This is a genomic window from Mesorhizobium sp. M0571 (assembly GCF_040320985.1).
Classification (GTDB): Bacteria; Pseudomonadota; Alphaproteobacteria; order Rhizobiales; family Rhizobiaceae; genus Mesorhizobium.
This window is the reverse complement of sequence record NZ_JAMYQT010000075.1, coordinates 1-19,140: the sequence shown is the minus strand read 5'-3', so window position 1 is coordinate 19,140 and position 19,140 is coordinate 1. Positions and strand designations below refer to the sequence as shown.

The window sequence follows — 19,140 nt, the reverse complement described above, 5'->3', positions numbered from 1 at the left end:
ACTACGAGCAGCGCATCGACGTCTCTCACGCAATGATCCTCGTCGCAATGGGCGCAAACCTCATCCGCCGAAACGCTCATCCTTGAATTTCAAAACGGACTCTAATCGATCCGGTGTGCGGTGCCGAACCCGCTGATCTCGCCGCGATGTTCGTTTCAGGATTGCCATGCTGCAGTCTCGGCCACTCGGCAAGGAGCTGGATTCGAAGTCGGTCAGGTGCCGTGGGCGCGGGCCGTGTTCCTATTCCAGGCGTGCCCTCACCTCACCATCGTGTCCGCGACGCCCCACCTACTCGCACTGCCGGCGCGGCCCCCCCGGAATAGGGCTGATAGGTGTTGTCTTCCGGTCGATATGACCGGTAGCGGCTGAAGCAGTATTGCATGTGGTCGGATGACAGCTCTGCGCCGCCGGGTTCATCCGATGGCGGGTAGCCCTCCACCGACGACGTATCGCTCGCCTCGACGTAGCTGCCGTCATCGGCGGCGTCGAGATAGGGCGAGATGCAGGGGCGCTGCCCTTCGCTGTAGGATGTGTAGTGGTCGTCGCTTGGCCTGTGGGAGCGGTAGTGGCTTCGCGACGGCTTGTTGCGGGCTGGAATTCAGGTTCCGTCAGGCATCCGGCGCGGCTGCCTGGCAAGCGACGGCACGCCCCTCAATGCCTCTTGAAATACTGCACCTCGCGTTCGTGCTTTTCCGCAGCCTCGCGGCTGTCAAACGTCCCGAGATTGCGGCGCTTGCCGGTCTTTTCGTCCTTCTTGCGCGAATAGAGGCGGTATTTTCCGTCTTTGAGTTTTCTGATCATCTGTCACTCCCCGAGCCGGTGCTTCCCCTTGAGGTTGCGCGCGGCTTGCTCGATCGCCGCTCGGTCGTTGCCCAGCCTATCGATCAGCTCCTGCGCCTGTTCGCCCGATATGCCGGTGCGCACAGCCAGGGCCTCGACCGTCAAGACGTCGGAGCTCGCGACCTCGCGGGTTTCCGGCAGAGCATCGCCTGCCGTCAGTGGCAGGGCTGCCTCCCTGTCGATCTCGGCCTCGGCCCGGTGCCAGTGCCGCTCGGGATCGCCATGGATCCGGCCTTCACGTTCCCAGATCTGGTATGCGCGCTCACGAATCTTGTCTTCCCGGTCGTCGCCCATGTTGATTTCTCCTTTGGGTATCGGATGAACGCCGCGCCAACCCGAACGATCCAAGAAATCTGCGTGATCGTTGGGTGGGGTCGCACAAGGCGCCATGTACTGCGGCCGCCAGCCCGCCCCCGCCCGCCTACTCGCACTGCCGGCGCGGCCCGCCGGAATACGGCTGATACGTGTTGTCTTCCGGTCGGTACGAGCGGTAGCGGCTGAAGCAGTATTGCAGGTGGTCGGATGAGAGCTCGGCGCCGTCGGTTTCATCCGATGGGACGGAGCCCTCGATAGACGACGTGTCGCTCGCCTCGACGTAGCTGCCGTCATCGCCGGCGTCGAGATAGGGCGAGATGCAGGGGCGCTGTTGGCCGCTGTAGGATGTGTAGTGGTTGTCGTCCGGTCTGTAGGAGCGGTAGCGGCTTGCGCACCATTCGACATGGGCGACAGGCAGCGTCTGCTGCTCTTCCGCTGCCGGTTGGATAGAGCCGGTCACGGTGGTGTCGGGCGCCGACGCTGCGGCATCGGCGGGTTTCGAGGTGCGATCAGCCGGGACCGCGCGGGCGGGAAGGCGCTCCAGGCGCTGCGAGGCCGGGTTCACCGGGCGCGGATCCCTGGTCCACAATTCGGCGACGCTGGAGACCGGGGCGGCCGGCGACACCGGCTTGGCTATCAGAAGCCAGGTGGCGAAGGCCAGACCGCTGGCGAATACGGCGAGCGTCAGGACGAAGCCGCCGAAGATTGCGAACAAAGCTTTCATGCCGCGCTCCTTCGCCTCCCGGTTAGAAAATGCGGGGCGTGGAATCCGGTTCCAGAAAAGAACCCGGGGAGGGCAGGTGGGTGGCGCTTGAGGGACGGTCTGCGATGCCGGAAGGCCCCTCTCCGTCTCGGCTTCGCCGAGCCACCTCTCCCCGCTCTGCGGGGCGAGGAACCCAAGGTTTTCAAAGGTCGCGGACGGAACCGAGCGGCACTTTGCCGCCGCCGTGGGTCCACGGCATAGTCCGCCCTTCAGTGCAGGCCGAACTCGCGCAGCAGGTCTTCGCGATAGCGTACGAAGCGGCTTTCGCTGCGCTCGCGCGGGCGGGGCAGGTCGATCTCGATCAGCCGCGCCGCGCCGCCTTTCTCCTTGGGCAGGATCAGTACCCTGTCGGCGAGGTAGATCGCTTCCTCGAGGTCATGAGTCACCATCACCATGGTGACGTTCTCCTCGCTCCAGATGCGCGCCAGTTCCTCCTGCATGCCGATCTTGGTCATGGCGTCGAGCGCCCCCAGCGGCTCGTCGAGCAGCAGGATTTCAGGCTGCACGGTCAAGGCGCGGGCGATGCCGACGCGCTGCGCCATGCCACCCGATAGCTGCCTTGGGAAAGCATCGCTGAATTCGGCGAGGCCGACGAGCGCGATATAGAAGCGCGCCCTTTCGTCGGCCTCGGCCTTAGGCACGCCCCGCACCTCGAGGCCGAAGGCGACGTTGCCGAGCACGGTCAGCCAGGGCAGCAGGCGCGGTTCCTGGAAAATCACCGCGCGCTCGGCGCCGACGCCATGCACCGGCTTGCCATCGATGGCGACGCCGCCGCTGTCGGCGGCCTCCAGCCCGGCTAGGATGCGCAGCAGCGTGGTCTTGCCCGATCCGCTGGCGCCGACGATGACCAGGCATTCACCCGAGCAGATGTCGAGGTTGAGCGCTCTCAGCACGGCAAGCGGGCGCCCACCGATGCTGAAGGATTTGGACAGGTCGCGTATGCTGACCTCACCGCCGCTTGTGCTGCTCATCGCGCTTGTCTCCGGCCGTTTCGTCAGTTGGTCTTGGTTTCGCCCGGCCGGTAGAGGATGTCCACCGCCTTCAGTTTGCCTTTGGGCAGGCGGCCGTCGCGCTCGAGCACGCTGACCCAGAAGTCGATATCGCGGTCGGTTGCCTTGGCGCCCTGGCGCAGCCCAAAGCCGGTCCAGTAGCGCGCCAATTCGCCGTTTTCGCCGCGCTTGTCGAGGATGTTCGCGAGCACCTTGCGCGCTTCGTCCGGGTTCTGCAGCGACCAGTCCGAGGCACGGGCGGATTGCTCGACGAAGTTGCGAGCGGCGTCCGGATGCGCGGCGATGAAGTCGCGCCTGAGCACGACGAAGCCGCCGGCTAGCTCGCCGAGCACGTCGGTGTCGTTGAACACGCCACGCACGCCGCCATTGTCGACCAGGGCGCCGGCAAACGTCGCCTGCCAGTAGCCCAGCGCCGCGATGTCGACCTGGCGGGAACGCAAGGTCTGTTCGAGCTGCGGTCCGGGCACCACGACGAGATTGGCGGCGTCGGGCGCCAGGCCGACGCTGTGCAGCGCCTCGCGCACCGTGTAGTCGAGATGGGCGCCGAGCGTGTTGACGGCGATGGTCTTGCCGGCAATGTCGGCGATCGATTTGATCGGGCTGTCGTCGAGCACGTAGAAGACGCTGCGCACCTTATTGTTGATGCCGTTGCTCGGATAGGCGGCGACGAAGTCGTTGCCGCCGGAGATCGAATTGATCACGGCAGCGGTTGCGGCCGAGCCGAGATCGACGCTGCCGGAGGCCAGCGCGAACAGCGATTCCGGGCCGCCGCCGGAATAGCCGACATTCTCCAGTTCGACGCCGAGGCCTTTGAAATAGCCGAGCTCGTCGGCCAGCTCATGCGGAGAGATGCTGCCGCGGCTGGCGAGGTAGCGGAACTTGACTTGTGCCGCTTCAGCAAAGGCGAAGCGGGGCAGGCCGGCGGAGAGAAGACCGGCGGCGAAGGGTGCGCCGGCAAGCAGGGAACGGCGGGTAATTTTCATGATCCGGTCTTCCTTTATTCTGGCCTGGTTTGGGCCTGGTTTGAAGGATGGCAACGAGTGGTCAGTCGACGGCATTGCTCCAGCGGCAGAGCCGCCGCTGCAGGCTGACCAGCGCCTGGTTGGCGATCAGGCCGAGGCCGGCGAGGATGACGATTGCGGCGAACATCAGCGGTATCTGGAAGTTGTACTGCGCGTTCATCACCTGGAAGCCGATGCCCTTGTTGGCGCCGATCATTTCGGAGGCGATCAAAAGCAATAGCGCCGTGGTGGCGCTGAGCCTCAGCCCAACGAAGATCGAGGGCACGGCGCCGGGCAGCACGACGCGGCGGAAAACGGTGATTTGCCCGGCGCCGTAGACGCGGGCCATCTCCAGCAGTTTCGGATCGACTTGCTTGACGCCGCTGATGGTGTTGAGCAGCAGCGGGAACAGCGTCGCCCAGAAAATGACGAATACCTTGGAGGCTTCGCCCAGCCCAAGCAGCAGGATGAACACCGGATAGAGCGCCAGCGCCGAGGTCTGACGGAAAACCTGCAGGATGGGATCGAGCGCGGTTTCGACGGTGCGCACCTGGCCCATGAACAGACCAAGCGGGATCGCGACCAGCACGGCGGCCGCGAAGGCGAGACCGGCGCGCTGCAGGCTGATGGCGATGTCACCGAGCAGAGTGCCGCCGGCCAGCCCCTTCCAAAGTGCCGCGACAATCGTATCGATCGGCGGCAGCACCGCCGTGTTGACCCACCCGGCGCTGCTCGACACCTGCCAGAGTGCGAGGAAAGCGATCAGGACGCCATAGCGCGACAGGAAGCGAATTCCTGTCCGGCGACCGAGACGCAGGAAGTCCGAGCCAAGGCTGGTCTCGCTATCACGCCTGTCGATGACGACCGGCTGTTCGATGTGCTGCAAACTCATCGTCTTGCCTCTTGCGACAGGGAGCTATTCGGCGGCCAGCACGGCCGAGCGGGCGGCGGTCCAGGGATTTTCCGGCCGCTTCAGGCCGAGGTTCGCGCGCAGGGTCTTGCCTTCATAGGCGGTGCGGAACAGGCCACGGCGCTGCAGCTCCGGGATCACCAGCTCGACGAAATCGTCGAGCGCGCCGGGCAACCAGGGCGGCAGGATGTTGAAGCCGTCGGCAGCTTCGTTGCCGAACCACTCCTCCATCTGGTCGGCAACCTGCACGGCGCTGCCGATGACGGTGTAGTGGCCGCGGGCCGTTGCTACCCACTGGTAGAGCTGGCGGATGGTGAAGTTGTGCTCGTCGGCGATCTGGCGGATCAGCGCCTGGCGGCTCTTCATGCCTTCGGTTTCCTTGCTTGGCGGCAGCGGGCCGTCGAGCGGGTAGCCCCTGATGTCGAGCGTCTGGCCGGCCAGTCCATTGAGCAGGGCGACGCCATCCTCAGGCAGGATGAGATCGTTCAGCTGCTGGTATTTGGCGCGCGCTTCCTCTTCGGTGCGGCCGACGAAGGGTGCTACGCCCGGCATGATCAGCACCTGCTCGGGATCGCGGCCGGCGGCAATCACGCGCGCCTTGATGTCGCGGTAGAATTCCTGCGCCGACGCCAGGTTCTGATGGGCGGTGAAGATGACTTCCGCCGAATGGGCGGCGAGCTTGCGGCCGTCTTCCGACTGCCCGGCCTGCACCACCACCGGGTGCCCCTGCACGGGGCGCGGCACGTTGAGCGGGCCCTTGACGCTGAAGTGCTGCCCCTTGTGATCGATGTCGTGGAGCTTGTCCTTGTCGTAGAAGCGGCCCGATTTCTTGTCGCGGATGAAGGCATCGCCCTCCCAGCTGTCCCACAGCGCCTTGACCGTCTCGACATGCTCATGGGCCCGCGCGTAACGGTCGGCATGATTGGGCTGGGCATTGCGATTGAAATTGCGCGCGGTTTCGTCGCCGGCCGAGGTGACGACGTTCCAGCCGGCCCGGCCATTCGACAGCAGGTCGAGCGAGGCGAATTTGCGAGCCAGCGTGTAGGGCTCCTCATAGGTGGTCGAGGCGGTGGCGATGAAGCCGAGATGCGTGGTGAGCGGCGCAAGTGCTGCAAACAGCGTCACCGGCTCGAAGCCGGCGATCTTGGCGTTGCCGCCTTCGCGGGCGCCGAGGCCGACCGTCAGATTGTCGGCGAGGAAATAGGCATCGAACAGGCCGCGCTCGGCGGTCAGGGCAAGCTGCTTGTGGAACTCGAAATTGGTCGCGCCGTCGGCCGGCGCATCGGGATGGCGCCAGGCGGCAATATGCTGTCCGCCGCCGGGCAGGAAAGCGCCCAGTTTGATTTGCCTGGATTTTGTGGATCGGGTCATCGCCGCGTGCTCCTGAATGGGTCGGGAAGGGGGATCTCGGATCAGTGGCGCGTTCAGGCGGCAAGGCCGACGCCGTAGGGCAATCCGGTTACCCGGCATGCCTCGGCGACCGCCTGCCGGGCGCGGGCGTCGATGGCTTCCGACACCAGCACGCCATTGGCAAAATCCTTGTCGGAGGCGTAGATCGCGGTCGGCATGGTGAGTGCCTCGAAGAAGCCGAACAGCGGCCGCAGCTGGTGCTCGACGATCAGCGAGTGACGCTCGCCGCCGCCGGTTGCGGCGAGGATGACCGGCTTGCTCCTCAGCGATGACGGGTCGAGCAGGTCGAAGAAGTGCTTGAAAAGCCCGGTGTAGCTGCCTTTGAAAGTCGGCGAGCCGGCCACCAGGATGTCGGCGCCCAGCAGCCGTTCGACAATGTTGCGCGCCGCCGGGTCCAGATCGCCAATGCGCCTTGCCTGCGGCAGGGACGCGCCGAGATCCTCAATGTCGAAGACGGCCGAGGCCGCGGCAATGCTTTCGGCGGCCTGCCCGACGATGTGGCTGACGAACGCCTTGGTCTTCGACGGCCGGGTCAAATTGCCCGACAGCCCCACCACGAGCTTTTTCGACATTCCTGGCTCCTCTCAAGCGCTCTATTCTAGGCCTAGCGATCTATGTTAAGTCTAGAGAGTTTGTAGAATTAAAAGAGCGAGAAAATTTCAAAAGCAGCGCGGTGAGTGGACAGAGTTTGCGGAACACCGCCCGTAATTGGTTCATTCAACGCGGCGTACCGCGCTGAAACATCCGAAACATCGCCTCAGCGGCGATAGCGCAGCGCATCGACCAGCAAGGCGAAGGCGGCCGAAGGTTGCCGGCGGCTCGGGTAATAGAGATGGTAACCAGGAAAGGGCGGGCACCAGTCGGCCAGCACCCTGACCAGCCGCCCGTCGGCAAGCTGCGTGCGTATCTGGTCCTCGGGCAGGTAGGCGAGCCCGAGGCCGGCCAGCACCGCGTTCATTCGCAGCCCGATATTGTTGAACACCAATTGCCCCTCGACCCGCACCTTGAGCTCGCGGCCGGCTTTCTCGAACTCCCAGGCATAGATGCCGCCATAGGTCGGCAGGCGCAGATTGATGCAAGCGTGATCGGTCAGCTCGAGCGGCGTCTGCGGCCGCTTGCGGCGGGCGAAATAGGACGGCGCGCCGACCACCGCCATGCGCATATCGGGGCCTATGCGGACCGCAATCATGTCCTTGGCGACCTGCTCGCCGAGACGGATGCCTGCATCATAGCGTTCGGCGACGATATCGGTCAGGCCGTAGTCGATGATGATCTCGACCTTTATGTCGGGGTAGGCGGGCAGCAGCTTTGCGAGCGCGGGCCACAGGATCGCGTCAGCCGCATGCTCGCCCGCGGTGATGCGGATGGTGCCGGCGGGCTTGTCGCGCAGCTCGCTGAGCGCGGCGAGCTCCGTCTCGATGCCCTCGAAATGCGGGCCAACGGTCTGAAGCAGGCGCTCGCCGGCCTCCGTTGGCGAGACGCTGCGGGTGGTCCGGGTCAGCAGCCGGACGCCGAGCCGCTCCTCAAGTCCGCGGATTGTGTGGCTGAGAGCCGACTGCGAAACGCCGAGTTTCGCGGCCGCCCTGGTAAAACTTCGCTCCCTCGCGACAGCCAGAAAGGCGAGCAGATCGTTGACGCTACCTTGCCGCATTCATGAATCCATCTCATAGCTTCATGCCAATTATAGCATCTAATTGCATGCCGCTACACTGCCTAGATTCCCGCCATCGGCAATCGCGCGACGGACATTTTCCGTCAGCCCAGCAAAGAAGCCAAGATAATGGAAATCAAGCGTAGCGGCGCGCAGCCGTCCGGCAAGGGGCCGGCCGAATGGTTTACCGGAACGGTCCGTATCGATCCGCTGTTTGCAGCCAACGCTCCGGCGCGTGCGGCCGGCAATGCCGTGACGTTCGAACCGGGTGCGCGCACTGCCTGGCATACGCATCCGCTGGGGCAGGTCCTGATCGTGACTTCGGGCTGCGGTCGCGTCCAGCGCTGGGGCGGCCCGACAGAGGAAATCCGTCCCGGCGACGTGGTCTGGTTCGAACCCGGCGAGAAGCACTGGCATGGTGCCGCGCCTGCCACCGCCATGACGCATATCGCCGTCCAGGAAGCGCTCGACGGCAAGGCCGTCGACTGGATGGAGCATGTCAGCGACGAGCAATATCGAGATCAAGCCAAGGCGGAGCACGTATGACGATGACCGCTCCTTCCATACCCAGCAAGACGGCCGTTCTGACAATCATCCTGGTCAGCTATGTGATGATCGTGCTCGACATTTCGGTCGTCCTCACCGGACTGCCGAAGATCCACCACGACCTCAATTTCACCAGTGCCGAGCTGTCCTGGGTGCAAAGCGCCTATACGCTGACCTTCGGCGGCTTCCTGCTGATCGGCGCCCGCGCCGGCGACATACTCGGCCGCCGCCTCATGCTGATCCTCGGCCTGGCGCTGTTCACGGCGGCATCGCTGGCGATCGGCCTGGCACAGTCGCCGGCATGGATGCTTGCGGCGCGCGCGGTCCAGGGTCTCGGCTCGGCGATCCTCGCGCCCTCGACGCTCGCCCTGCTGCAGACGAACTTCTCCGAGGGCCCTGAACGCACCCGCGCGGTCTCCTATTACAGCGCCGTTGCCGGGGTGGCCGCCAGCGTCGGCCTCGTCCTTGACGGCGTGCTGGCCGACTGGCTTTCCTGGCGCGTCGGTTTCCTCGTCAATCTACCCATCGGCATCGCCATGATTGTCGCCTCATGGCGCTACCTGCCGGAAACGGAGCGGCGATCCGGCCAGTTCGACGTTGCCGGCGCGCTCACCTCGACCATCGGCATGAGCGCGCTTGTCTATGGCCTGGTCCGCTCCGCAAGCGCCGGCTGGAGCGACCCGCTGACGATCGCAGCCCTTGTCGCCGCGGCCGCGCTGCTTGCCCTGTTCATCGTCAACGAGACGCGAGCAAAGCAGCCGATCATGCCGCTGCGTCTTTTCGCCAGCCGGGTGCGGGCCGGCGCGTATGCGGCGCGCGTCCTCTTTCTCGGCGCGATGATCGGCTTCTTTTTCTTCACCACCCAGTTCCTGCAAGGCGTCGTCGGCTACAGCGCCGCGCTCACCGGTCTGGCATTCTTGCCGGCTACCCTGGTGAACTTCGCCGTCGCGATGACGGTGCCGCAGCTGACGAAGCGGTTCGGCAACGGTCGGCTGCTCGCCGGCGGCCTCACCATGTCGCTGATCGGCATGGCCTGGCTGAGCCGCGTCTCGCCCGACACGTCCTATGTGACCGGGGTCGCCCTGCCGATGATGCTGGTCGGGGCAGGGCAGGGGTTTGCATTGAGCCCGCTCACTGCCTCCGGCGTCGCCGGGGTCAGCGCCGAGGATGCGGGCGCAGCCTCCGGCGTCGTCAACGTCGCACATCAATTGGGCAATTCGCTCGGCCTCGGAATCCTGGTCGCAGTGTCGGCCTTCGGCGCCGGTGCGCTCGACGGCAGGAACCTGCTCGTCCATCAGGTCACATCTGCGCTGACTGCCGGCACGGTGATGCTGGCACTGGCACTGGCGATCGCCGCCATGCTGATCGCCCGCCGGACGGTCAAGGCCGGTCCGGAAGCCCAAGTTGCGGAAAGCGCCGCCCTGCCGGGTGCAAGCGCCGCCGTTTTGCCGGCCGCCGTCGGCGGTCGAACTTAGAGGAGAAACCCGATGCAAAAGCGCAAACTCGGAACAGCGATCTGGAAGTCTCGGCGCTCGGCTTGGGCTGCATGGGGCTGAGCTTCGGCTATGGTCCAGCCACCGACAAGACGGACGCGATCACGCTGATCCGCTCGGCCTATGAGCGCGGCGTCACCTTCTTCGACACCGCCGAGGCCTACGGCCCCTACAAGAACGAGGAGCTGCTCGGCGAGGCGCTGGCGCCGTTGCGGGACAAAGTGGTGATCGCCACCAAGTTCGGCTTCGACATCGACCTTGAGACCGGCCAGCGCAGCGGTGGCCTGAACAGCCGGCCGCAGCATATCAAGGCGGTTGCCGAGGCTTCGCTCAAGCGGCTCAGGACCGACCACATCGATCTGTTCTACCAGCACCGCGTCGATCCGAATGTGCCGATCGAGGACGTTGCCGGCACCGTCAAGGAGCTGATCGGCGAAGGCAAGGTCAGGCATTTCGGGATGTCGGAAGCCGGCGCCCAGACGATCCGCCGTGCCCATGCCGTGCAACCGGTCGCAGCACTGCAGAGCGAGCATTCGCTGTGGTGGCGGGAAACGGAAAAGGAGATCCTGCCGACGCTCGAGGAACTCGGCATCGGCTTCGTTCCCTTCAGCCCGCTGGGCAAGGGCTTTCTCACCGGCGCGATCAGCGAGAACACGAGGTTCGACGCAAGCGACTTCCGCAACATCGTGCCGCGCTTTGCGCCCGAGGCGCGCAAGGCGAACCAGGCCCTGGTCGACGTGCTGGGCGAAATCGCGACCGGCAAAAAGGTCACGCCCGCGCAGATCGCGCTGGCCTGGCTGCTGGCGCAGAAGCCATGATAGTGCCGATCCCCGCGACGACAAAGCTGCATCGGCTTGAGGAAAACATCGGCGCCGCCGAGATGGAGCTGACCGCCAATGATCTTGGCGACATCGAAGCTGCCGTCTCGAGAATTGCGGTGCAAGGAGACCGCTACCCAGCCCATCTGCAGGCACGGGTCGGTCGCTGAGCGGCGGCCGAACTGGAGCAATATCTTCAATCAAACGCCACCTCGACAGCCGGTTTCAAATCCTTGAGACGGCATACCGGGTTGCAGTCGCGGAGACGAAAAATGCAAACACGAAAACTTGGCAATAGCGGCCTGGAAATTTCGGCCCTCGGGCTCGGTTGCATGGGCATGACTTCGGTCTATGGTACGCCCCCGCCAAGGGGCGACATGATCTCCCTCATCCGCACGGCCGTGGATCGTGGTGTTACGCTGTTCGACACGGCCGAGGCGTACGGGCCTTTTGCCAGTGAGGAGCTGGTCGGCGAGGCGCTGGCGCCGTTGCGCGACAAAGTGGCGATCGCCACCAAGTTCGGCTTCGACATCGACCTTGAGACCGGCCAGCGCAGCGGTGGCCTGAACAGCCGGCCGGACCATATCAAGGCGGTTGCCGAAGCTTCGCTCAAGCGCCTCAGGACCGACCGCATCGACCTGTTCTACCAGCATCGCGTCGATCCGAATGTGCCGATCGAGGATGTCGCAGGCACGATCAAGGAGCTGGTCGATGGCGGCAAAGTCAGGCATTTCGGAATGTCGGAAGCCGCGGCGCAGACGATCAGGCGCGCTCACGCCGTCCATCCGGTGACCGCGGTGCAGAGCGAATATTCGCTGTGGTACCGCGGCCCGGAGACGGAGATCCTGCCGACGCTGGAGGAACTCGGCATCGGCTTCGTTCCCTTCAGTCCGCTGGGCGCAGGCTTCCTGACAGGGAAGATGGATGAGAACACCAGGTTCGACAGCTCCGATTTCCGCGCCGCCGTTCCACGCTTTGCGCCAGAGGCGCTCAAGGCCAACGTCGCGCTGGTCGACCTGCTGCGCAAGGTCGCCGAACTGAAGGGCGCCACGCCCGCTCAGATCGCTCTCGCCTGGCTGCTTGCCCAAAAACCCTGGATCGTGCCGATCCCCGGCACCACGAAGCTGCATCGGCTGGAGGAAAACCTCGGGGCTGTCGCGATCGATCTGAGCCGGGAAGAGCTCGACGACATTGACCAAGCCGCCTCCCAGATCACGCTGAAGGGCGCTCGCTTGCCGCAAGCGGTATTGGACATGACAGGCCGGTAGAGATCCCGAACCGGCCTTGCCGGTTTGGAAAAGATCGCGATCAAACAAGAAGATAGCGGCGCGGGCGCAAGCGGAGATCCAACCGATGGCCAAGTTCCTCAGGGGGCGTATCGTCTCGCTGAACAGCCTGTCCGACCTGACTGTCAGGCTGGCGAAGTCTCCAGGGCTCATCGCCTGCTGCAGCCTTGGAGTGGCCCCGACATGAAGCGCCGGAAGTTCCTCAGCTCCTCCGGGCTTGTGGCAGGCGGACTTTTGCTGATGCCGACAAATATCCTGGCTCAGCCGGCAGGCTCTCCCGGACGAAAGGTCCTGATCGTCTACTATTCGCGCACCGGCCACACCAGAACCGTCGCCCGCCAAATCCATAGTCTGATTGGCGGTGACCTGGTGGAGATCCAGACAGTGGAACCCTATCCGGATGACTATGACGCGCTCGTCGCGCAAAATGTCAGGGAACAGCGGTCCGGTTACCTGCCGCCGCTGCGGACGAAGATCGACGTCAGCAATCATGACGTCGTCCTTGTCGGCTCACCGCTGTGGAACGTCAGGCTGACGCCGCCTGTGCGCAGCTTCCTGGCCAGTCATGACCTGTCGGGCAAGATCATTGCGCCGTTCGTCACCTATATCGTCAGCGGCCTCGGGCGCACCCGGCGCGACGTCGAGGAACTATGTCCCGATACCACAATCCTCGACGGCCTCGCGGTCCTCGGAGAGGATGCGGGCGAGGCACAGGCCAAGGTGCTGGAGTGGCTCCGCGGCATGCAGTGAGTCAGGCCAATTTGATTCAAATCCGGCTGTGGATATTTGCTTTTGGGTAAATCGAGGCGGTCATCTTGCCGGCCGGCGGGCAACAGGGAGAAGCCTATGACAAGCGACTTTGCCGCCGCACACCTCCACCTTGAACGAGCCTGCCATTATTTGAGCGGTGACGACGAGACGAGCCGCACGGCTCGTGCGGCTCTGGATCTCCTGATCGATGCAATTGTCGCAGCGCAATACAAGCGGCCACGCGGAGACGTTGTGGAATTTCCCAGATCGGCAAAGCTGGGACAGTCCGCAAGCGGTAAGGGGTAATCCAACTGGCGGACAGGGCTCCTTTGTTCCGCCGGATCACATGAACCAGGTTGCCACCAGGCCGATCGTCGCCGAGAAGATAGCGGCGGTCGTTGCCCAACCGAGTATGTTGGTGCTCCGGCTGTTCACCTGATCGCCCATGATCCTGCGGCTGTTCGTCATCAGCATGATGAGCAGCAGCAAGGGCGGCGTCGAGAAGCCTTGAACGATGCCGGACCAGACCAGCGCCTTCATCGGATTGAAGCCGAGAAAGTTAAGGCCGGCGGCGATCGCCGTAAAAAAGCCGATGGCGAGATAAAATTTGGGCGCCTCTCGAGCCCGGGCGTGCAGGCTGTTTTTCCAGCCGACGGCTTGTGCAACATCATAGGCGGCGCCGGTGGTCATGACAGGAACCGCAAGGAAGCCCACACCGATCACGCCTGCGGCGAACAGGATGCTTGCGGCCTGGCCGGCGAGCGGGCGCAGCGCCTCCGCGGCCTGTGCGGCCGTGTCGATATCGTGGTGGCCCACCTCGTAGAGCGTAGCGCCTGTCGACAGGATGATGAAGTACATGACGAGATTTGAAAACATCATGCCGATGAGGATGTCCCGGCGAGAGCGCCGGAGTTCACCCTCGGTGGCGCCCTGCCTTTGCCTGAGCGTCGTTCGCCCTCGGGTAATCTCCTCCTCGACCTCCTCATTGGACTGCCACGTATAGAGATAGGCGGACAGCGTCGTGCCGATGATGGCGACCAGGATCGACAGGAACTCGCGGTTGAATTCGATTCTGGGAAGCAGCGTTCCGCGCAGCACCGCCGCGGCGTCCGGCTTGGCCAGAATGGCGGCACCGACATAAGCGAGCAGCGCCAGCGCCAGCCACCGAAAAATGTTGCGGATCAAAGTGTAAGAGCCGAACACCTGGAGGGCGAAGATGAGGGCGGCGACGAACAGCACGATCAGCGGAATGGGAAGCGGCACGAATATGTTGATCGCCGCGGCCATTCCGCCGAGATCCGCCGCCGCCTCGATGGTGTTTCCGATGAGCACACCCAAAAGCACCGACCAAAGCAGCCACCGCGGGTAGAAGTCCTTGATGACGTGGAACAATCCGCGCCCGGATACCTGGCCAAGCTTCGACGACAGGTAGACGACCGCGTACATCATCGGCAAGGTCACCGGAGCCGTCCAAAGTAGGTCGGGTCCGAAGCGGGCACCGGCGCTGGCGTAGGTGCCTATCGCAGAACAATCGTCGTCGGCCGCCCCTGTTATCAGGCCGAGGCCGAGCGTTCGTCCTATGCCGCCTTTTCTCTCCTCCGGTGGGGTGGAACGATCGGAACCGGCCTGCCTCATTGCGATCGGACCGGATTGCGAATGAAGGGCGCGGCCTGCCATGCAACAATGGTAGGGATCGATCGCGGCGCTGATCTCATTTTTGCTTCCTTCAGCAACCTTGCCAAACCCGGTGCGCCATGACTTGTTCCGTGGCGCGACGGAGCAGGGGTCTTGCCCCGGTCTTGGCCTAGTCTTCCACCCTTGGGGCAAGCCTGAAAGTTCGGGTTGACCGCTTCCGAACGCGAAGCGACTATCCGTACGAGACGACTGTCGTAGGAGGAAATGCAATGGACGAGCCTGATCGGTGGCGCCACATGTCGAGCGCGCCAAGGGACGGCAGCAGAATCCTTGTCACGGTCCGGCCGTCCGAACAGGGGCCGGCCGAAGTCGACATGGCTTACTGGGCCCGCGCCGATCAGTTCGGCAGCGAAGGCTGGCGCGCTTCCGATTCTTCCCCGGGGCGCATCGTCGAATATGCCGAGCCGGAACTGAAGTGCTGGATGCCGTTGCCGTCGGCCAATCTCAGCAAGGGTTCAATGCCGAGTCCCTGGGAGGGGGAAGATGTGCCTTTGGTGGATGGCTCGGGAATATAGGCTGGCGGGACAGCGCGCCCTCTGTCCGGCAGGACAGAGAGGGGCGTGAGGGAACGCCAACGCGCGGTGACGCCCACTTCGTCAGAACAGGAATGAAGCCGTGGCGGGGTTCGGCCCGGTGCGGCCATCGGGCGAATCCATATCTCGAATAAGCTCGAGGTCCTTCGCTTCCAACTCGAAATCGAAGACATCGAAATTAGCGGCGATCCGGTCCTGGTGGATCGACTTTGGTATGACGATCAGCCCTTCCTGAAGATGCCACCTGACGATCGTCTGCGCCACCGACTTGCCGTGTTTCCTGGCGATGCTTTCAAGCGTCGGGTCGCTCAACAGCCGGCCGCTGCCCAGCGGGCTCCAGCTTTCGATACCAATGTTGTGCCTGTCGTGAAATTCGCGTTTGTCACGCTGCTGGAAGCGGGGGTGGAGCTCGATCTGATTGACGGTGGGGGTGACGCCGGTCTCGCCGATGATCCGTTCGAGATGGTCCTGGTTGAAGTTCGAAACGCCGATCGACTTGATCCGGCCTGATTGCCTGAGTTCGATCAGCGTCTTCCAGGCCTCGACGTATCTGTCCTGGCTGGGCACCGGCCAGTGGATCAGGAACAGGTCGATCTGTTCGATGCCGAGCTTGCTCATCGTCTCGTCGAAGGCGCGCAAGGCGGCGTCGCGCTGATGCGCGCCGTTGCGCAGTTTCGAGGTGATGAACAACTCGCTTCTCGGCACGCCGGCCGAGCGGATTGCCTGCCCGACACCCTCCTCGTTCTGATAGCCTTCGGCGGTGTCGATCAGCCTGTAGCCGGCCTCGATTCCCCAGCTGACCACCTTGGCCGTGATGGCCGGATCGACCTGCCAAACGCCAAGGCCGATTTGCGGAATGGCGGAGCCGTCGTTCAATCTGATCTGTTCAGGTCTATTCAGGGTAATCTGTTCAGGCATGTTCAGGTCCTTCTGCATCATCCGCCCAGCGCACGCTCTATCTAGTCTGGACGGCCGCCAAAGCGAGTCAATATCAGGAGAATGTGAGGAGACGCACGTGAAGCGCTGATCTCGATCTCCGCAGGAGCCGACCGCGCTCCGACTTTCGACCCACGGAACCCCTAGGGGTTCACAGGAGCCCCCATTGTCGCGGATTGTGTGGTATTCTGTCGACTATCCGGGGAGGCGACCGCGTTGACCAAAAGCTTGGAAGCCGAAGGGGCAAGAGACTGGTCGCCTCTGCTGGTCGCGGCAGAAAAAGGCGATGCGGAGGCCGTTCGATCAGAACTGGCGGCTGGCGCCGATATCAATCAGTCGGACGACGGCGGCTGGTCTGCACTTCACCTTTCAGCCCTCAATGCCCGCACAGCGGCAGTCGAGGCGTTGATCGAACACCCGGAAATCGATGTGAATTCCAGAAATAAATGGAAGAGCACGCCCTTGAGCCTTGCTTCGGCCAAGGGCCATTACGCGTGTATCTTAGCCCTCGTGAGACATCCCCAAATAGAGATCAACGCGCGAGCCGACTACTATGGCAGAACGGCTCTTATCGAGGCTGCGAAGAACGGGCATCTGGAAGTCGTCAAGTTGCTCGTGGAGAATGGTGCGGACGCAAATCTGACCGACAAGACAGGAAGAAACAACGCGCTCATTGAGGCTATCAAGGGGCGGCACTACGCGATCGCGGAATACCTGCTGGATTCTGGGAAAGTGAGTTTTCTCAACAAGGAGATGAGGCTAAACGCCCTGATCTGGGCTGCCGGCTGCCACAACCCTCAGCTTATCGAAAAGCTGGAAGCCGCGATCCACACTTTCTTCCAGGGCAAGTAAGAGCCTCGCCTCCACTGTACTGGGCGCGTCCGTATCTCCTGTCACGTCGACGTCCTCGATCGCGCAAACGGCCCCGCAGCACTCCACATAAATTATTCAACCAAACGGTTGACTATCGGAAAGCACGCATCTATATTCAACCATATGGTTGAATTAGAGACACCTCAGATGGACGCGGTTTTTCACGCCCTTGGCGATGCCACCCGCCGGCACATGCTTCGCGATCTCGCCGATGGCGAGAAAACGGTAAGCCAGCTGGCGGAACCCTTCGCGATGTCGCTCGCGGCTGCCTCCAAGCACATCAAGGCGCTGGAGAATGCAGGGCTTATTCGTCGAGAGGTGCGGGGCCGCACACATCTGTGCCGTCTCGACCCCGGACCGCTGGCCAGCGCCCATCAGTGGCTCAGCTTCTACGAGCGCTTCTGGACCGGCCGTCTCGATGTTCTCGAACGCCTTCTTCGCGAAGAGGACGCACGCAAAGCCCAGGATGAGCCCAGGAAATCGCCCAACCCGAAAGAAGGAGACGAGCAATGAACCAGATGAGAACCATCGGCGCCTATGGCGAGCTGAGCGAGCCCGCCACGTTCACCATCCAGCGCCTGTTGCCCGGCCCAATCGAGCGCATCTGGGCCTATCTCACCGAGAGTGACCTGCGCCGGCAATGGATGGCCGCGGGCCAGATGGAAATGAAGGCCGGCAGCTCGTTCGAGTTCGTCTGGCGTAACGATGAGCTGACCGACCCGCCTGGCCAGCGCCCTGCGGGCTTCCCCGAGGAGCATCGGATGGAGAGCCGGATTACCGAACTCGATCCGCCACGCAAGCTTTCCATCACCTGGGGAAACACCGGCGGCGTCTCCTTCTTGCTGGAGGCGAAGGATGACGATGTGCTGCTCACCGTTGTCCATCGCCGGCTGCCGGAACGTGCAATCCAGCTCAACATCACCGCCGGCTGGCACATGCACCTCGACCTGCTGGCCGCCCGCCTGGCGGGCAAGACACCGACCTCGTTCTGGGACGGCTGGAACCGCCTGCGGGAAGAATACGACCGCCGCCTGCCGGCCTGATGTAACTCGCGGCGGCCATCCCTGAGGGCCGTCAGCCACACGAAGCAACGATGAACCGATGAAACGTGCTTGCATCCCGCAAGCCTGATGGAGGAAGTCATGCGTAAATTAATCACTGGAATGAAAATTTCCGTCGACGGCAAGATGGAGGGACCCGAGGGTTACGCCGATTGGGTCGAGGCGTGGTCCGAGGAATACGGCCTGACGCCGCAAATCGACGCCTGCCTGCTTGGCAGCGTCATGTATGCCGGCTACGAGCGCTACTGGAGCGCCATCCAGAACGAGCCCGACAAGCCGCTGCCGATGACCGGCAAATTACCGAAGCCGGCCGAGCTCGAATGGGCCCGCTTTGCCGCGCAGACGCCGCATTATGTGCTGTCGAACACAATGACTTCGGCGGCCTGGCCAAAGACGCGCTTCGTGCGGAATTTCGAGGATATCACTGCACTGAAACAGCAGCCCGGCAAGGACATCTACCTTATGGGCGGCGCCCGAATTACCGCAAGCCTTATCGATGCCGGGCTGGTGGATGAACTCAGGCTGATCGTCTATCCGCTGCTCGCCGGTGAAGGAAAGGCCCTGTTTGGGACCGCGAAAAGTCGTCATGGGCTCGACCTGCGCAAGGTCGAGCAGCTGTCGGACGACCGCGTCGGGCTGGTCTACGGGATCGGCTAGCGCCAACGTCAGGCAACGACACCGCGGCAGGCCCAGGCGACATTGGCAAAGGACCTCGGGCCGTCGGGCCGGCCGGCCTCATAGGCGTCGCGCATGGCGGCGTCGGTGCGCGCCCGCTCTGCCGGGTCGAGCGTGGCCACATACTTGCCGAGCGGCCCTTCGCCGGCGGCAATCGGCGCCCAGTAATCGTCGAAGTTTTGATAGTCCATGCGGATCATCAGCTCAGTCTCCGTAACGTCGCGGAGACCCTGGTCGACAAAGGTCCGTTTCATTTCGCCCGGCTGCATCATCGGCTGCGTGCAATAGCGGGCACGCAGCTGGCGTCCGCCTTCACTGAGCACGGCCACCGTATCGATCATCATGCGCATCCCCGGCATGCCGCCGAGATGGTCCCATACCGTCGCCGCGACGACGCCGCCCGGCCGCACGACGCGGCGCATCTCGGCGACTGCCTTGCCGGCTTCGGGCACGAAATGGAGCACGAGCAGGGCTAGCCCGCTTCTCTCACCGCGCCCAGGCTCGAGCCGCATCTTGACTGGCGCGGGTCGGCGCTGCTCATCCCCGTTTTGAGGACGAGCGCAGCCAGCGCCGC

21 protein-coding genes and 2 pseudogenes are annotated in these 19,140 nt (G+C 63.6%); 10 read left to right on the top strand and 13 right to left on the bottom strand.

Annotation, left to right across the window (positions count from 1 at the left end):
- Positions 1–288: 288 nt before the first annotated feature.
- The 10 genes and pseudogenes from NKI85_RS35235 to NKI85_RS35190 form a co-directional block, all read right to left on the bottom strand.
- Positions 289–385, bottom strand: a pseudogene (locus NKI85_RS35235) (BA14K family protein); the annotation flags it as partial.
- A gap of 266 nt (positions 386–651) precedes the next feature.
- The gene (locus NKI85_RS35230; protein WP_127204769.1) at positions 652–801 is read right to left on the bottom strand and encodes a hypothetical protein; all 150 of its coding nucleotides are present in this window, start codon (positions 799–801) and stop codon (positions 652–654) included.
- A 3-nt stretch (positions 802–804) separates the two neighbouring features.
- Complete coding sequence (locus NKI85_RS35225) at positions 805–1,134, bottom strand: DUF2934 domain-containing protein (protein ID WP_352523931.1); 330 nt, start codon at positions 1,132–1,134, stop codon at positions 805–807.
- Between the two features lie 127 nt (positions 1,135–1,261).
- Positions 1,262–1,879, bottom strand: a complete 618-nt coding sequence (locus NKI85_RS35220; RefSeq protein WP_352523932.1) for a BA14K family protein — start codon at positions 1,877–1,879, stop codon at positions 1,262–1,264.
- Between the two features lie 248 nt (positions 1,880–2,127).
- Positions 2,128–2,889, bottom strand: coding sequence for an ABC transporter ATP-binding protein (locus tag NKI85_RS35215; RefSeq protein WP_352780425.1), 762 nt, complete (start codon positions 2,887–2,889; stop codon positions 2,128–2,130).
- Between the two features lie 23 nt (positions 2,890–2,912).
- The gene (locus NKI85_RS35210) at positions 2,913–3,911 is read right to left on the bottom strand and encodes an ABC transporter substrate-binding protein (protein WP_352523936.1); all 999 of its coding nucleotides are present in this window, start codon (positions 3,909–3,911) and stop codon (positions 2,913–2,915) included.
- Between the two features lie 61 nt (positions 3,912–3,972).
- On the bottom strand, positions 3,973–4,821 hold the full coding sequence (locus tag NKI85_RS35205; RefSeq protein ID WP_352523938.1) for an ABC transporter permease: 849 nt from the start codon (positions 4,819–4,821) through the stop codon (positions 3,973–3,975).
- Positions 4,822–4,845: 24 nt separating this feature from the next.
- Positions 4,846–6,210: an LLM class flavin-dependent oxidoreductase gene (locus NKI85_RS35200; RefSeq protein WP_352780423.1), complete on the bottom strand. Its 1,365-nt coding sequence runs from the start codon at positions 6,208–6,210 to the stop codon at positions 4,846–4,848.
- Positions 6,211–6,263: 53 nt separating this feature from the next.
- Positions 6,264–6,821, bottom strand: coding sequence for an FMN reductase (gene msuE, locus NKI85_RS35195; protein ID WP_352780421.1), 558 nt, complete (start codon positions 6,819–6,821; stop codon positions 6,264–6,266).
- Positions 6,822–7,006: 185 nt separating this feature from the next.
- Entirely contained in the window at positions 7,007–7,900 is an 894-nt protein-coding gene (locus NKI85_RS35190) for a LysR family transcriptional regulator (protein WP_352523941.1), read from the bottom strand.
- 129 nt (positions 7,901–8,029) lie between these two features.
- Between NKI85_RS35190 and NKI85_RS35185 the strand changes: the two genes are divergently transcribed.
- The 5 genes and pseudogenes from NKI85_RS35185 to NKI85_RS35165 all read left to right on the top strand — a co-directional run bounded on the left by NKI85_RS35185 (position 8,030) and on the right by NKI85_RS35165 (position 12,793).
- Positions 8,030–8,446 (top strand): (R)-mandelonitrile lyase, encoded by a 417-nt coding sequence (locus NKI85_RS35185; protein ID WP_352523943.1) that lies wholly within the window; start codon positions 8,030–8,032, stop codon positions 8,444–8,446.
- Positions 8,443–9,921, top strand: coding sequence for an MFS transporter (locus NKI85_RS35180; protein ID WP_352780418.1), 1,479 nt, complete (start codon positions 8,443–8,445; stop codon positions 9,919–9,921). The genes NKI85_RS35185 and NKI85_RS35180 overlap by 4 nt, the downstream gene beginning before the upstream one ends.
- 12 nt (positions 9,922–9,933) lie before the next feature.
- Positions 9,934–10,927 (top strand): annotated as a pseudogene (locus NKI85_RS35175) (aldo/keto reductase).
- 102 nt (positions 10,928–11,029) lie between these two features.
- Positions 11,030–12,025 carry an aldo/keto reductase gene (locus tag NKI85_RS35170; protein WP_352523946.1) on the top strand — a complete coding sequence of 332 codons (996 nt, stop codon included), beginning with the start codon at positions 11,030–11,032 and terminating at the stop codon, positions 12,023–12,025.
- A gap of 258 nt (positions 12,026–12,283) precedes the next feature.
- Entirely contained in the window at positions 12,284–12,793 is a 510-nt protein-coding gene (locus tag NKI85_RS35165) for a flavodoxin (RefSeq protein ID WP_352780416.1), read from the top strand.
- Between the two features lie 342 nt (positions 12,794–13,135).
- On the opposite strand, the gene NKI85_RS35155 is transcribed toward NKI85_RS35165, so the two are convergent.
- On the bottom strand, positions 13,136–14,428 hold the full coding sequence (locus NKI85_RS35155) for an Nramp family divalent metal transporter (protein WP_352523950.1): 1,293 nt from the start codon (positions 14,426–14,428) through the stop codon (positions 13,136–13,138).
- Between the two features lie 269 nt (positions 14,429–14,697).
- On the opposite strand from NKI85_RS35155, the gene NKI85_RS35150 reads away from it, so the two are divergent.
- Positions 14,698–15,003, top strand: coding sequence for a hypothetical protein (locus tag NKI85_RS35150; RefSeq protein WP_352523951.1), 306 nt, complete (start codon positions 14,698–14,700; stop codon positions 15,001–15,003).
- Positions 15,004–15,084: 81 nt separating this feature from the next.
- Here NKI85_RS35150 and NKI85_RS35145 read toward each other — a convergent pair whose 3' ends face one another.
- Complete coding sequence (locus NKI85_RS35145; RefSeq protein WP_352523953.1) at positions 15,085–15,939, bottom strand: aldo/keto reductase; 855 nt, start codon at positions 15,937–15,939, stop codon at positions 15,085–15,087.
- 234 nt (positions 15,940–16,173) lie between these two features.
- Between NKI85_RS35145 and NKI85_RS35140 the strand changes: the two genes are divergently transcribed.
- The 4 genes from NKI85_RS35140 (at position 16,174) to NKI85_RS35125 (ending at position 18,548) form a co-directional block, all read left to right on the top strand.
- A complete protein-coding gene (locus NKI85_RS35140; protein ID WP_352523954.1) occupies positions 16,174–16,809 on the top strand; it encodes an ankyrin repeat domain-containing protein in 636 nt (211 codons plus the stop codon).
- A 144-nt stretch (positions 16,810–16,953) separates the two neighbouring features.
- Positions 16,954–17,343, top strand: a complete 390-nt coding sequence (locus NKI85_RS35135; RefSeq protein ID WP_352524205.1) for an ArsR/SmtB family transcription factor — start codon at positions 16,954–16,956, stop codon at positions 17,341–17,343.
- Complete coding sequence (locus tag NKI85_RS35130; RefSeq protein ID WP_352780412.1) at positions 17,340–17,873, top strand: SRPBCC family protein; 534 nt, start codon at positions 17,340–17,342, stop codon at positions 17,871–17,873. Before NKI85_RS35135 ends, NKI85_RS35130 begins: the two co-directional genes overlap by 4 nt.
- A 99-nt stretch (positions 17,874–17,972) precedes the next feature.
- Complete coding sequence (locus tag NKI85_RS35125; RefSeq protein WP_352523957.1) at positions 17,973–18,548, top strand: dihydrofolate reductase family protein; 576 nt, start codon at positions 17,973–17,975, stop codon at positions 18,546–18,548.
- Between the two features lie 8 nt (positions 18,549–18,556).
- Here NKI85_RS35125 and NKI85_RS35120 read toward each other — a convergent pair.
- Positions 18,557–19,140, bottom strand: a 584-nt coding sequence (locus NKI85_RS35120; protein WP_352780410.1) for a methyltransferase domain-containing protein, incomplete at its 5' end; no start/stop codon positions are given.